General features: G+C 39.0%; 16 protein-coding genes and 5 tRNA genes. 18 read left to right on the forward strand and 3 right to left on the reverse strand.

The window, feature by feature from the left end:
- Positions 1-3 precede the first annotated feature (3 nt).
- Both ACO1QW_RS09290 and ACO1QW_RS09295 read left to right on the forward strand, forming a co-directional pair.
- Positions 4-858 carry a ChbG/HpnK family deacetylase gene (locus ACO1QW_RS09290; RefSeq protein WP_486257818.1) on the forward strand — a complete coding sequence of 285 codons (855 nt, stop codon included), beginning with the start codon at positions 4-6 and terminating at the stop codon, positions 856-858.
- Positions 851-1,822 carry a GNAT family N-acetyltransferase gene (locus ACO1QW_RS09295; protein WP_486257820.1) on the forward strand — a complete coding sequence of 324 codons (972 nt, stop codon included), beginning with the start codon at positions 851-853 and terminating at the stop codon, positions 1,820-1,822. Before ACO1QW_RS09290 ends, ACO1QW_RS09295 begins: the two co-directional genes overlap by 8 nt.
- Here ACO1QW_RS09295 and ACO1QW_RS09300 read toward each other — a convergent pair.
- Both ACO1QW_RS09300 and ACO1QW_RS09305 read right to left on the reverse strand, forming a co-directional pair.
- Complete coding sequence (locus ACO1QW_RS09300) at positions 1,819-2,736, reverse strand: glycosyltransferase family 2 protein (RefSeq protein WP_486257822.1); 918 nt, start codon at positions 2,734-2,736, stop codon at positions 1,819-1,821. The two genes, ACO1QW_RS09295 and ACO1QW_RS09300, sit on opposite strands and share 4 nt — an antisense overlap.
- Positions 2,737-2,862: 126 nt before the next feature.
- Positions 2,863-3,459, reverse strand: coding sequence for a riboflavin synthase (locus tag ACO1QW_RS09305; RefSeq protein ID WP_486257823.1), 597 nt, complete (start codon positions 3,457-3,459; stop codon positions 2,863-2,865).
- A gap of 189 nt (positions 3,460-3,648) precedes the next feature.
- On the opposite strand from ACO1QW_RS09305, the gene rpsU reads away from it, so the two are divergent.
- The 11 genes from rpsU to nusG all read left to right on the forward strand — a co-directional run bounded on the left by rpsU (position 3,649) and on the right by nusG (position 8,357).
- Positions 3,649-3,846, forward strand: coding sequence for a 30S ribosomal protein S21 (rpsU, locus tag ACO1QW_RS09310; RefSeq protein ID WP_182805210.1), 198 nt, complete (start codon positions 3,649-3,651; stop codon positions 3,844-3,846).
- 66 nt (positions 3,847-3,912) lie between these two features.
- Positions 3,913-4,818: a tyrosine-type recombinase/integrase gene (locus ACO1QW_RS09315; protein ID WP_486257824.1), complete on the forward strand. Its 906-nt coding sequence runs from the start codon at positions 3,913-3,915 to the stop codon at positions 4,816-4,818.
- A gap of 200 nt (positions 4,819-5,018) precedes the next feature.
- Positions 5,019-5,321, forward strand: a complete 303-nt coding sequence (locus tag ACO1QW_RS09320) for an HPF/RaiA family ribosome-associated protein (protein WP_486257826.1) — start codon at positions 5,019-5,021, stop codon at positions 5,319-5,321.
- 246 nt (positions 5,322-5,567) lie between these two features.
- Positions 5,568-5,640, forward strand: a tRNA-Thr gene (locus ACO1QW_RS09325).
- Positions 5,641-5,651: 11 nt separating this feature from the next.
- Positions 5,652-5,737: transfer RNA gene (locus ACO1QW_RS09330), tRNA-Tyr, on the forward strand.
- 119 nt (positions 5,738-5,856) lie between these two features.
- A tRNA-Gly gene (locus ACO1QW_RS09335) sits at positions 5,857-5,929 on the forward strand.
- A 55-nt stretch (positions 5,930-5,984) separates the two neighbouring features.
- A tRNA-Thr gene (locus ACO1QW_RS09340) sits at positions 5,985-6,056 on the forward strand.
- Positions 6,057-6,200: 144 nt separating this feature from the next.
- A complete protein-coding gene (gene tuf, locus ACO1QW_RS09345; RefSeq protein ID WP_486257828.1) occupies positions 6,201-7,388 on the forward strand; it encodes an elongation factor Tu in 1,188 nt (395 codons plus the stop codon).
- Between the two features lie 96 nt (positions 7,389-7,484).
- A tRNA-Trp gene (locus ACO1QW_RS09350) sits at positions 7,485-7,555 on the forward strand.
- Positions 7,556-7,589: 34 nt separating this feature from the next.
- A complete protein-coding gene (gene secE, locus ACO1QW_RS09355) occupies positions 7,590-7,787 on the forward strand; it encodes a preprotein translocase subunit SecE (RefSeq protein ID WP_486257830.1) in 198 nt (65 codons plus the stop codon).
- A gap of 3 nt (positions 7,788-7,790) precedes the next feature.
- Complete coding sequence (gene nusG, locus ACO1QW_RS09360) at positions 7,791-8,357, forward strand: transcription termination/antitermination protein NusG (protein ID WP_182805220.1); 567 nt, start codon at positions 7,791-7,793, stop codon at positions 8,355-8,357.
- 73 nt (positions 8,358-8,430) lie between these two features.
- Here the strand turns inward: nusG and ACO1QW_RS09365 are convergent, their stop codons facing one another.
- The gene (locus ACO1QW_RS09365; RefSeq protein ID WP_486257833.1) at positions 8,431-8,874 is read right to left on the reverse strand and encodes a hypothetical protein; all 444 of its coding nucleotides are present in this window, start codon (positions 8,872-8,874) and stop codon (positions 8,431-8,433) included.
- Positions 8,875-9,188: 314 nt separating this feature from the next.
- Here ACO1QW_RS09365 and rplK point away from each other — a divergent pair, with 314 nt between their 5' ends.
- The 5 genes from rplK (at position 9,189) to ACO1QW_RS09390 (ending at position 13,600) form a co-directional block, all read left to right on the forward strand.
- Positions 9,189-9,632, forward strand: coding sequence for a 50S ribosomal protein L11 (rplK, locus tag ACO1QW_RS09370; protein WP_486257835.1), 444 nt, complete (start codon positions 9,189-9,191; stop codon positions 9,630-9,632).
- Between the two features lie 24 nt (positions 9,633-9,656).
- On the forward strand, positions 9,657-10,349 hold the full coding sequence (gene rplA / locus ACO1QW_RS09375; protein WP_486257837.1) for a 50S ribosomal protein L1: 693 nt from the start codon (positions 9,657-9,659) through the stop codon (positions 10,347-10,349).
- Positions 10,350-10,377: 28 nt separating this feature from the next.
- Positions 10,378-10,911, forward strand: coding sequence for a 50S ribosomal protein L10 (gene rplJ, locus ACO1QW_RS09380; protein ID WP_486257839.1), 534 nt, complete (start codon positions 10,378-10,380; stop codon positions 10,909-10,911).
- A gap of 147 nt (positions 10,912-11,058) precedes the next feature.
- A complete protein-coding gene (gene rplL, locus ACO1QW_RS09385) occupies positions 11,059-11,433 on the forward strand; it encodes a 50S ribosomal protein L7/L12 (protein ID WP_486257841.1) in 375 nt (124 codons plus the stop codon).
- 127 nt (positions 11,434-11,560) lie between these two features.
- Positions 11,561-13,600: a T9SS type B sorting domain-containing protein gene (locus ACO1QW_RS09390; protein WP_486257843.1), complete on the forward strand. Its 2,040-nt coding sequence runs from the start codon at positions 11,561-11,563 to the stop codon at positions 13,598-13,600.
- Positions 13,601-13,767 lie beyond the last annotated feature (167 nt).

Below are 13,767 nucleotides of genomic sequence, written 5' to 3' on the forward strand. Positions count from 1 at the left end.
ACGATGCGGATCTACTATCATTCAGATGATGCATGTTTAACTAAGAGCTCAACAGAAAAGATTCTTTCCTGTTGGGAAAAATGTTTTATCAATGGGTTTAGTGTACTTGCAAACGCTTCATTGCTTCCAATTGTTCAACACTCAATTCATCAAAACAGTCATCTTCCGCTACGTTTATCTGTTCATTTAAATCTTACTGATTTTAATGCGGTGTCCTCACCTGAAGATGTATCCCTTTTGACTGATAAGCAAGGGCGATTTAAAGTAGGCTTTATAAACGCACTGCAAATCCATCTTTGGGGCGGCAAGCGTAAAAGAGCTTTTATTCAGCAGGTTCACCGTGAATGGGATGCACAGATCAGCCTGGTAAAAAAAGAGCTCAGTCAGACTCGTATAGTGTCATTAGACAGCCACAATTATATCCATTTGGTGCCATGCCTGTTTAAAATAATTTCAGAGTTAGCAGATAAACATAATGTTTCATTCGTTCGTGTGCCAAACGAACCTTTTTATTTAGCAGAATGGAAGCATTTTTTTTGTAGGTTTTACATCAGCAATCTGGTAAAATTTGTTGTGATCAAATTATTTGTAAAAATAAACGACGCCAATAGTCATAATAAAAGACAAGATGCAATGGGCATTCTCTATTCCGGAAATATGTTCGCTGAAAATATTATAAGAGGGTTGGAGAAAGCTGAACGGAACAACTTTGCTTCACTTGAAGTTGTGTTGCATGTTGGCAGGAGTACTACAGAAGAATTAACCGGCAATATTAAACGACGATCAGCGATTGCATTCTTTGCGTCAGAAAAAAGAGATCAGGAATTAGAAGCAGTTAAACAATTGAAGCATGAATAAGGAAGGTATTTCTGTATCAACGTTCGAAGAAATTAATCAGGAGCAGTTTTGTATGCTTCATGCCGTTGCATTTCAAGAATTACTTCAGGAGAGCAAGATCAACGAAGAGTTATTTACAGTCGAACATTTCTCCTGGAAATATAATGGCCCGGCAGGTAAAGCAAAGATTGCAGTAATGCAGCAAAATGGTAAACTGGTAGGCTCTGTATCGATGTTCCCTGTTACTTTAATAAAGGGTGACCGCTTGTTTACAGCATGGAATGCAGGTGATGTTGCTGTATTGCCCGAATACCGGGGTAAGTTCTTTTTTAATCAATGTATGAATGCATTAAAAAACAGCAACAGTAAAAAGGATTTTCTATTTGGATTTCCAAATCATAATAATCTTTCCGGGGCAATGCGGGCCGGGTTTAAACATATAAAAGATTTGCAGTTTTATATAAAACCTTATTTTTTTGGTATTAGTAAAACACTTGAAAACCAAGTTGAGCCATTTTCCTTTTTACAAGATCAGTATGCTGAAGTTTTGGCAAAAGACGGACGAACGATGATCCTTCGTTCTTCTGCTTATATGAATTGGCGTTACCGAGAGAAGCCCGGCACAAACTATTTGTGTTATGCTTACAACGATGGAACCGCTGTGTTAGGAAACGTAGTGGCAAGAATGGTTAAAAGAAAAAATATCAAGGTACTGCTGGTGATGGAGTATCATTACGTTAATCCCAAAGCAATAACTTTTCTTAATCGATTCATTGGTCAGAGCGCAATAAAAAATAAGTGTTTGACTGTGATAATGCTGTCTGTAAAAGATCAAATTAAATCTGACAGAGCAGGTTTTTTTCGATTGCCTGAATTATTTCAGCCAAAGAAAATGGTGTTCTATGGTAATCCATTAAAAGAGGAAGATAAAGCGTTCATTACCGATAAATGGTTTGTGCAAACAGGCGACTGGGATGCTTTCTAATCAACATTAATCATCTCATCAATAATATACAAGGGACGCCGTTTACTTTCTCTAAACAGGCTGGCAATATATTCGCCCATTAATCCAATAACTAAAAGTTGAATACCACCCATAAAAGTTACCACTGTCATTAAAGATGCCCATCCGGGAACCGTTTTACCCTGAACGTAGCTTATAACGGTAAAACCTAATAAAACAAAGGAAATAAGCGACACAATGGTGCCAATCAGTAGTGAAATCCGCAAAGGTTTAAAACTGAAAGAAGTTGTTCCACGCAGAGCCAACTTCATCATGGCGGCAAATCCATATTTACTTTCACCATGTAGCCTGGAAGGAGCATCAAAAGGAATGGTTACTTTTTTGAACCCTACCCAACTAAAAATACCTCTGAGGAACAAGTCTCTTTCTTCAAATTTGCGGATAGCAGTCAACACTTTTCTATTAAAGCCTCTAAAGTCAGAGACGTTTTCTTCAATCGGTATGTCCGATAAAAAATTAATGAAGCGGTAGAAAAAACGGGTGAAAATTTTTTTAACGAAACCAAGATCTTCTGTTTTCATCCTTTTCGTGAGAACAATATCATGGCCATTTTCTAACCGTTCAAGAATAACAGGCAGGCAAGAGGGTGGATGTTGCAAATCACCATCCATGGTAATAATATAATCTCCGTTTGCATAATCCATGCCCGCCATTAATGCGTGCTGATGTCCAAAGTTGCGGGAGAACGAAATGCATTTTACACGATCATCTTTAAATGCTAATTGCTGTATTTCAGAAAATGTAGAGTCAGTGCTGCCATCATCAATAAACAACAGCTCGAAGTCTTCGGGAACGTATTTCTTTACTTCGTAAAAAAGCGGAAGAATATTTTCAGCTTCATTTAATACAGGTATAAGAATAGACACTTGCGGCATTCGCAAACAGTAGTTTGATTTATGTGTTGTTTAAAGAGAAAGTTGTATTCTTCTTTTTTATTTTACAATAATAATATAAGAAAAAGCAAGCTGGTATTTTTTCTTACAATGGTTTTCAATTGCGTCTCAACTGCCGGCTTGCAATCTTGCATTTCGCAACACATACTTACCAATAATATCAAATTCAAGATTTACAGCGGAACCTTCTTTTATCGTCTTCATATTGGTGTGTTCATACGTATAAGGAATAATTCCCACGGTGAAACGATCGTTACCAACATTAAATATTGTAAGACTGATGCCATTAAGAGCAATAGAACCTTTTTCAACTATTAAGCCGGCATATTGCTGCGGAAATTGAAACGTATATTCCCAACTGCCATCCAGTTCTTTTAGTTGGATACATGTGCCAGTGGTATCAACATGCCCTTGCACCATATGCCCATCTAAGCGTCCATTCATAATGAGGCAGCGTTCAATATTAATAATGCCGCCTTTTTGCCAATTGCCGAGGTTAGTTTTTTCCAGGGTTTCAGCAATAGCGGTAACCCGGTGCGAGTCCTCCTTTATTTCTTCCACGGTAAGACAAACACCACTGTGGGCCACACTTTGGTCAATCTTAAGTTCCTGTGAAACAGCCGAGGTTATCCAAAAGGTTTTATTAGTTCCCGATGTTTCTGTGGCGGTTATGATGCCGGTTGCTTCAATAATTCCTGTAAACATGCTGCAAATTAGATGGTTTTTTGACCATTGCAATTTTTGAGATGCTGATTAAGGTTTGGAGTCGAATTCATATGTAGCCGTAGTTTTGAGTTTAAAAGGACTAGTAAAGAAAAATTGTGTTGAATTGCATGAATAAAAAATGATTCCCTTATCTTTGCGCCTCAAATTCCTTAAAGGAGGTATCAAATTATGCTGATTATCGATTCAAAAGATTGCGAAAACATTGACAAGGCGCTGAAAAAATACAAGAAGAAGTTCGAAAAGAGTAAGGTATTACTTCAGTTGCGTGAGCGTCAATCGTACACAAAACCATCTGTTCGTCGTAGAGGTGATGTGTTAAAAGCAATCTATAAGCAACAGATAGCAAGCGGAAAGATCGAATTGTAAAATTCTCTTTCGCCTGAATATAGCTAATAGCCGTAAGGTTTCATAACTTTACGGCTATTCGTATTTATGCCTGTCAACGATCATCCACATATCCTTTCTTTTCTAGAGTATCTCAAATTTGAGAAGCGATATTCTCCCCACACCGTTCGTTCTTACCAGGATGATCTTGCTTTCTTCTTCGAATTTCTTTCCCTGACATTCGGCGAAGTTCAAATAGCAGACATTAAACCCACTTATATTCGTAGTTGGTTGGCCAAACAAAAAGAGGAGGGGGCTTCATCTAAAACACTCAATCGAAGAATATCTTCTCTTCGTTCTTTTTTCAAATACCAATTAAGACAGGAGCAGATCTCAGTTTCGCCCATGACCACCATTGTTACCCCCAAACAAAGCAAACGCCTGCCGTTTTTTGTGGAGCAGAAGGATACTGATGTCTTATTTCAGCATGTGGAGTTTCCAGATAATTGGGAAGGATTAATGAACCGTATGATCATGGAGTTGCTTTATTGTTCAGGCATGCGTTTGAGTGAGTTGATATCTCTAAAACATACACAGGTTGATCTTGGAAAAGGTCAATTGAAAATATTGGGAAAAGGCAATAAGGAGCGTCTAGTTCCTTTGTCGGATGTGATGAAAACGCATTTGAGCGATTATTTAAAGCAAAAAAAGGAGTATTTTGCCGATGACCCGGTATACGAAAACTTGCTTGTAAATGAAAAGGGTAAAAAACTTTACCCCAAATATGTGCAGGCAGTTGTTAAAAGATACCTTTCACTTATTACAACTATTGAGAAAAAAAGCCCTCATGTATTGCGTCACACATTTGCCACGCATTTAATGAACAACGGTGCCGATTTAAATGCTGTGAAAGAACTGCTTGGTCATAGTAGTTTAGCGGCAACCCAGATATATACGCACAACAATATTGAAAAACTTAAAGACATTCATAAAAAAGCTCATCCAAAAGCCTAGCTTTCTGCTTGCATTGGTTTATAATTTTATTAGTACAATTGGCTTATGAAACCTTGTTAAAATGGGGCCATTTTCTAACAAAAAATATTTTGATAAGTCGGTATCGTGAAGTAACTTGTTAGCACTGGAAATACCTGTACCCAAAATCAGAAAAACCAGTTCTTTCACATTATTATTCACTAGCTAAAATTTGGAATGCTATGACCGTTAAGATCCAAACCGTACGTTTTGACGCAGATGCGAAATTAATTGAGTACGTAAAACAAAGAGTAGAGAAACTTTACAACTTTCACGACAGGATCACGAAGGTTGACGTGTTTTTAAAACTCGACAATGTGGTACACAACATTAAAGACAAAGTAGCCGAGATTAAAGTACACGTACCAAGGCAGCACTTATTCGTAAAACAAACATCCAAATCATTTGAGCAGAGTTTTGATGAAGCATTGAACTCACTTATCACTCAACTAAAAAGAAAAAAAGAAAAGCAATACGATTTGTAAACACACTTTAAATCCTCCGGAAATTCGGGGGATTTTTTTTGCCCATACCTTTTTGAACATTTTCTTCAGAAAAATTTTTACAAAAATTTTTCGATTTGCTGTTTTCCGTTACCTTTGCCTTCCCAAAAAACGAGGTGTATCTCTATGTGCCTCAAAAAGTTCTTTACAGTATTGACTTTTAGCGAATAACATAGCAATTGCTTTTTTACATTTAAGCAAGTTTTGTTTTAGCGAAAAAGTATAATTGCCACTTTAGCTCAGTTGGTAGAGCAGCTGATTTGTAATCAGCAGGTCGTTGGTTCGAGTCCGACAAGTGGCTCTTGGTTTTTAGGGCAGGTTCCAGAGCGGCCAAATGGGGCGGACTGTAAATCCGCTGTCTTTCGACTTCAGAGGTTCGAATCCTCTCCTGCCCACCAATACGATTTGAAAATTATTCAATTTGAATATTTGATCAATTGTATGTGTTCTTTGAGTTTGAAAAATGAGAGCGAGGTAATTTTCAACTTATCTCATTTTTAAATTTTCAAATTGCCTTGCGGGAGTAGCTCATTTGGTAGAGCGATAGCCTTCCAAGCTATAGGTGGCGAGTTCGAGCCTCGTCTCCCGCTCAACAGAAAGTTCTTTAACCGGTTGAAGTGAGAAAATCTCATTGATACTCTGCCAGCCGTTGTAGCTCAGTGGTAGAGCACTTCCTTGGTAGGGAAGAGGTCGTGAGTTCGATTCTCACTAACGGCTCAGATTGTTTAAACACGGCTTTAAACTGGTGAGCAATGAAAAAACGATGAAGTGTGCGACGCAACAATAGTTCGATAGAAAATTGTTGCCGACAACATAAAAGAGTTTAACAGTTTTTGTAAACACAATTAAAAACAAAATAAGATGTCTAAAGAGACCTTTAAGCGGGAGAAACCCCACGTAAACGTTGGTACCATTGGTCACGTTGATCATGGTAAAACCACTTTGACTGCAGCTATCACAGACATCCTTTCTAAGAAAGGTCTGGCGCAGGCAAAGAAATATGACGAAATTGATGGTGCACCTGAAGAAAAAGAGCGTGGTATCACTATCAATACTGCACACGTAGAATATCAAACAGCTAACCGTCACTACGCACACGTAGATTGTCCTGGTCACGCTGACTACGTAAAAAACATGATCACTGGTGCTGCTCAAATGGATGGTGCTATCCTGGTAGTAGCTGCAACTGATGGTCCTATGCCACAAACAAAAGAACACATCCTTTTGGCACGCCAGGTAGGTGTACCGCAGATTGTTGTGTTTATGAATAAAGTTGACTTGGTTGAAGATGCTGAGTTGTTGGAACTGGTTGAAATGGAAATTCGTGAACTGTTGAGCTCATATGGCTTTGACGGTGACAATACTCCAATCATTCAAGGTTCTGCAACAGGCGCTTTGGCTGGCGAACCAAAATGGGTTGCTAAAGTTGAAGAATTGATGGAAGCTGTAGATACTTACATTCCTCTTCCTCCCCGCCCGGTTGATATGCCATTCCTGATGAGTGTTGAGGACGTATTCTCTATCACTGGTCGTGGTACTGTAGCTACAGGTCGTATTGAGCGTGGTATCGTTAAAGTAGGTGAAGCAGTTGAAATCGTTGGTTTGATGGATGCTCCTTTGAACTCTACTGTAACTGGTGTTGAAATGTTCAAAAAACTTCTTGATCAAGGTCAGGCTGGTGATAACGCAGGTTTACTCCTTCGTGGTATTGAGAAAAAAGATATCCGTCGTGGTATGGTTATCTGTGCTCCAAAATCAATCACTCCTCATACTGAATTCAAAGGTGAAGTTTATGTATTGAGCAAAGAAGAAGGTGGTCGTCACACTCCATTCTTCCAAAAATACCGTCCTCAGTTTTACTTCCGTACAACTGACGTAACTGGTGAAGTTGAATTACCTGCAGGAACTGAAATGGTGATGCCTGGTGATAACACTAACCTTACTGTAAAACTTATCCAGCCAATTGCGATGGAGAAAGGTTTGAAGTTTGCGATCCGTGAAGGTGGTCGTACAGTAGGTGCCGGTCAGGTAACTGAAATTATAAAATAAGCTAAGGCATAGCTTTTAGCTTAGGCAAATGTTTTACATTTGCAAAACATAAAACTAAAAGCTGTCCACCTCTTGGCGGATAGCTTTTAGCTTTCTACGGGCATGGTGCAACGGTAGCATACGGGTCTCCAAAACCTTTGATCTGGGTTCGAATCCTAGTGCCCGTGCTGATTAATCTGAAAATTAAATCAGAACGAAACAATGAACAAAGTATCCGCTTATTTCAAAGACTCTTACAAAGAGCTTCTTGAAAAAGTAACCTGGCCAACCTGGCAACAGCTTCAGCAATCAACAATGATTGTTTTGATTGCAACGCTCATTATTACCGCTATTGTATGGGTAATGGATCTGGGCATTGCCAGCGGTCTTCAAGCCTTTTATTCATTCTTCAAAAAGTAACATATGTCTGAAACTGCCAATGTGGAAACCAGTAAGTGGTATGTACTTCGTGTCGTGAGCGGCAAAGAGAAGAAGGTGAAGGAATATCTTGACAAGGAAATTTCACGCAACGGTTGGGATAATATCGTTAAACAGGTTTTTCTTCCTGTTGAAAAAGTTTATAAAGTTGCTAATGGTAAAAAAGTTGTGCGTGAGCGTAACTTTTATCCCGGTTATGTAATGATTGAAGTGGAAAACGGAAAGATGGGTGATGATATTCGTGAAACAATTGCTAATACGAGCAACGTTATTCATTTCCTTGGTAAAGAAAATCCCATCGCTTTGCGTAAAGCAGAAGTAAACAAAATGCTTGGTAAAGTAGATGAAATGGCAGATGCAAGTGGCATGACCATGAGCGAACCATTTATTGTTGGTGAAACAATTAAGATCATTGATGGACCTTTTAACGACTTTAATGGCGTAATTGAAGAAGTAAATGATGAAAAGAAGAAATTGAAAGTTGCGGTAAAAGTATTTGGCCGTGCTACACCGGTTGAATTGAACTACATGCAAGTGGAAAAGCTTTCATAAGCTTACTCAAAGGATAAAAAGAAAGTCCCCATCTCAAAATGAGTGGGGACTTTTTATTTGTGGACAAATCACATTAAGATTGAGTTTCTCCTTCAGCAGTTGGCTCAGTAACCGGAGCTTCTTCTGTCATTGGAATTTCTTCTGTCATTGGCGCTTTTTCCTCAACCGGAGCAGGAGCAGCTTTTGGTTTAGGAGTTGCTTTTTTCTTAGGCGCAGCTTTCTTAGCAGCCGCTTTTTTCACTGCAGCCTTTTTAGGTGCAGCTTTTTTAGCAGCAACTTTTTTCTTGGCAGGAGCTTTTTTAGCAACCTTTTTCTTAGCCGCCTTTTTTACCACTTTCTTGATAGCTTTTTTTGCAGCTTTTTTAACGGCTTTCTTAGCAGCTTTTTTAGGAGCGGCTTTTTTTGCCTTTTTTGCTACTTTCTTTTTAGGAGCAGCTTTCTTAGCTACTTTCTTTTTTGCCACCTTTTTAACTGGTTTCCTGGCAGCCTTGGCAGCTTTCTTTTTTGCTTTTGCCATGTGATTGATTTTTAAAGTTGTTTTTGGAGTTTTTTAGAATTGAGTTGAAAAATTAAAGCAAATTATGCAGTCAATAAAAAATAAACTCTCTTTTTTTTAAATGATTAGATGAAGAGAGTATGATAGAGCATAAAAGTTGCAATAAAAATCATTACAATTTCACCTTTACTTTTGGCTAAAATACTTCTTGAAAACCTTTGCCGGTAAGGAAATCAGCCTTACCTTTGCAATCCCAAAAAGTTCTTTAGAAGAATTTATTTGTTTGGGAGTTGTTTACAAAAGTGAACGACGCTATCACCAAAAAAACTTTTACAATGGCAAAAGAAATCACAGGATTTGTGAAGCTGCAGGTAAAAGGCGGACAGGCAAACCCTGCGCCTCCTGTAGGTCCGGCCCTAGGTTCAAAGGGTCTTAACATCATGGAGTTCTGCAAGCAGTTCAATGCAAGAACTCAAGACAAAATGGGAAAAGTAGTTCCTGTTTTGATCACTGTTTACTCCGACAAGTCGTTCGACTTTGTTATCAAAACTGCACCAGCATCTGTTCAATTATTAGAAGCAGCAAAAATTCAAAAGGGTTCTAAAGAGCCTAACCGTGCAAAGGTTGGCAAAGTAACCTGGGCCCAGGTTGAAGAAATTGCTAAAGACAAAATGCCCGACCTTAATTGCTTTACACTTGATAGTGCAATGAGCATGGTTGCCGGTACGGCTCGTAGTCTTGGGCTTACTGTAGATGGTAAAGCTCCTTGGGAAAATTAATTATTCACCTCAAATTTTTGAAACATGTCTTTGACTAAGAAAAGAAAAGTAGCAGAAGCCAAGGTGGATAATAACAAAATTTATTCCCTGAAAGAAGCTTCTACGCTCGTAAAAGAAATTAACTGTACAAAATTCGATAGCTCTGTTGACGTTCACGTTCGCTTAGGTGTTGATCCTAAGAAAGCTGACCAGGCTATTCGTGGTACTGTAACCTTACCTCACGGTACAGGTAAAACAAAAAGAGTTCTCGTACTCTGCACTCCTGATAAAGAAGCCGATGCAAAGTCTGCAGGTGCTGATTATGTAGGTTTGGATGAATTTATTGCTAAGATCGAAGGTGGCTGGACGGATGTTGACGTTATTGTTGCAACTCCAGCTGTAATGCCTAGGATTGGTAAATTGGGTAAAGTGTTAGGTCCTCGTAACCTTATGCCTAACCCCAAAACAGGAACTGTAACAAATGATGTTGCTGCCGCCGTAAATGAAGTAAAAGGCGGTAAAATCGCATTTAAGGTTGATAAAGCAGGTATCATTCACGCTTCTGTAGGCCGTATCAGTTTTGCTCCTGAGAAACTTGCTGAGAACATCACTGAGTTCTTAAATGCAATTGTAAAGGCAAAACCTTCTACTGCAAAAGGAACTTATTTGAAGAGCATTTACATGGCAAGCTCAATGAGCCCTGCTGTTGCTGTTGACACAAAATCATTCATGAACTAATCCTTTCAGGGTTACAAAAACTAAAATCATGACAAAAGATCAAAAGAATGAAGTGATTGAAGTGCTGAAAGGCAAGTTCAGTCAATACAATAACTTCTACATCACCGATACAGAATCGTTGACAGTAGAACAGGTAGGTAAATTGCGCCGTGCATGTTTCGACAAGAATGTTGAAATGAAGGTTGCAAAAAACACGCTTATTAAAAAAGCATTGGAATCAATCGATGCTGAGCGTTACAATGGTGTATTTGATGCATTAAATAACGTAACAGCATTGTTGTTTTCTGAAAATCCAAAAGAGCCAGCTTTAATTATCAGCTCTTTCCGTAAAACAAGCAATGGTGAAAAGCCGGTATTAAAAGCTGCTTTCATTAATGGCGATATTTACAATGGCGACAACCAGTTGAAAGCGTTAACACAAATCAAGACAAAGAACGAGCTTATCGGCGAAGTTATTGGCTTGTTGCAATCTCCTGCAAAACGTGTTATTGCTGCATTGCTGCATAACGCTGAAACAAAAGGCGGAGCTACTGCTGAAGCCGAAGTTGCCCCAGCAGAATAAGTACGAAATACGAAGTTGGAAGTACGTAGTTCGTTTTTTTAACCTCGCACTTTAAATAACAACCAATGCCTCTGAGGTTCAAATGAGGTACTATTTATAACCATCCGCCGGAGTCGAAAACAATGAAGGCGGTTAAAAAGTAAAAAAATGGCAGACGTAAAAGCATTAGCTGAATCATTAGTAAGCTTAACAGTAAAAGAAGTACAAGAATTAGCAGATGTTCTGAAAGCAGAATACGGTATTGAACCAGCTGCTGCTGCAGTAGTAGTTGCTGCGGGTGGTGGCGAAGGTGCTGCCGCTGTAGAAGAAAAAACTGCATTCAATGTAATTCTGAAGAGCGGCGGTGCTTCTAAACTGAACGTAGTTAAGATCGTTAAAGACTTAACTGGTCTTGGTTTGAAAGAAGCAAAAGACCTCGTTGATGGCGCTCCTAAGCCAGTTAAAGAGGGTGTATCTAAAGCAGAAGCTGATGAAATTGCAGCTAAATTGAAAGATGCAGGTGCTGATGTTGAGATTGCTTAATGCATTTCTTCATACAATTTTAGGAACCCCGGCAATTGCCGGGGTTTTTTATGCGCAACGTTTTACAAGTGGCGCTTGTCTTGATTTTATTACGTTTAATTTGCGTTTGGAAATAAAACCCGGTTAGTTGAAAAAGCGTTTATCTTTTATCGTTAGTAAATACATAGTTGCTCTTGTGCTGATGACAGCTTGCGTTAACAAAATTCAGGCACAGTGTACAACACTGGGTCAAACGCCTGCAACAGCATTTCCTGTTTGCGGCACCAGTGTATTTTCACAGTCAAATGTTCCCAGTTGTGTTAACCGCCAGGTGATAGTGCCTGGTTGCGGTTCAGAAAATACATATTATGATGTAAATCCTTTTTGGTATCGATTCACCTGTTTTACTTCCGGTACATTAGGTTTTTTGATTGATCCCATCAGTGCAAATGATGATTATGATTGGCAGATATGGGATATCACAGGCATCGATCCTTCCACAATACACAATAATACATCGGCCGCAGTTGGGGCTAACTGGTCGGGACTTAAAGGACAAACAGGAACAAATGGAAGTGCCGCTAAATTATTTGAATGCGGATCATTCAACAATAATAATCCACCTAAGTTTAGCAGAATGCCAAACCTCGTTGCAGGTCATACCTACATTTTGATGATCAGCAATTTTTCCAATTCTCAACAGGGATATAAATTGTCATTTGGTGGAGGTACTGCTGTTATAACTGATTCGAAAGAACCTTTAATGCAGCAGGTAAGAACTAATTGCGGCAGCGATGAATTACGTTTGAAGTTGAACAAAAAAATGAAATGCGCAAGTATTGCTGCAAATGGTAGTGACATTGTTGCATTTCCCGGAAATATTACTGCCGTTAATGTGCGACCAATTGGTTGTAACAGCAGTTTCGAAACCGATTCGGTTGTTATCACTTTATCTCAACCATTGCCTGCTGGTAACTATTCATTGCAGTTAAAGAATGGATCAGATGGTAATACCATTCTTGATTTGTGTGATCGTGCAATACCAACTACTGATGCAGTTAACTTCAACATTCAAACATTACAACCAACACCTTTCGATAGTATTGTTACTGTGAAATGTGCGCCCACAAGCTTGCGATTCGTATTTAAAAAATTGATTCGTTGCAGTTCAATAGCGACTAATGGTTCCGACTTTTCTATCAGTGGTACTTATCCTGTAAGTATTGTGAGTGCCACGGGTAGTTGTAATGCAGATGGTTTAACCGGTGATATCGTTCTGAATTTTTCACAGCCATTACAACAGGCTGGTACTTTTACAGTCACGTTACGTGCAGGTGTTGACGGTAACACGATTGTTGATGAATGTAATCAGCAAACACCACAATCACAATTAAGCTTTACTGTAAAAGATACAGTGAATGCAAACTTTACTTACAATGTCAATTATGGTTGCACTGCAGATACAGTTAATTATGTTCATCCAGGAGACAACGGTGTAAATAATTGGTTATGGAATTTTGGTAACAACAGAAACGGCACTAATCAAACAGAAGAAATAATTTATAATTCATTTGGCGATAAAACAGCAACGCTTATTGTTTCGAATGGTTTTTGTTCCGATACTTCAACCACTACATTGCGTTTGAATAATTTTCTGAAAGCTGATTTCTTAATGAACCCGTTCCTTTGCCCTGACAGTTTATTGTACGTGCTGCCAACACCTACATCAGAACGCCCACTGACTTTCTTGTGGGAATTTGGTGATGGGGCTACTAGTACTGATTCAATACCAGCTCCGCATTTTTATTCCGGGTCTGCAAGCGAAGCGAAGTATACCGTTGCTTATACAATAACGAACGATCTCGGTTGCTCCGACAGGGTGGAACAAATAGTAACTCAGTTAGCTACCTGCCGTATTGATGTCCCTTCTGCCTTTACACCTAACGGTGATGGTCTAAATGATTTCTTTGGCCCGTTGAATGCACTTACTGCTGGAAATTTTCTCTTCCGGATATACAACCGCTGGGGTGGGTTAGTATATGAATCAAAAGACTGGACAAAACCTTGGGATGGAACAATTAAAGGCGCACAACAACCAGCTGCAAATTATGTATGGACTTTGTCGTACAGGGATTTGGTGACCGGCAAAGAGGTGAACAGGAAGGGTAGTTTTATTTTGATACGATAACGTATCCGTTTTAAAGTGTAATTCTCTGCCAACTTTTCCCAATCCTGACAAAACGGGGACAATTGACGGCAATCAAATTTTGTTCCAACACACAATATCACTAACTTTGCCTCCCTAAATTTAGGCTGAATAGCAAGTTGGCGCCCATTTACAGTCATAAATAACTG

Source organism: Lacibacter sp., assembly GCF_057361365.1.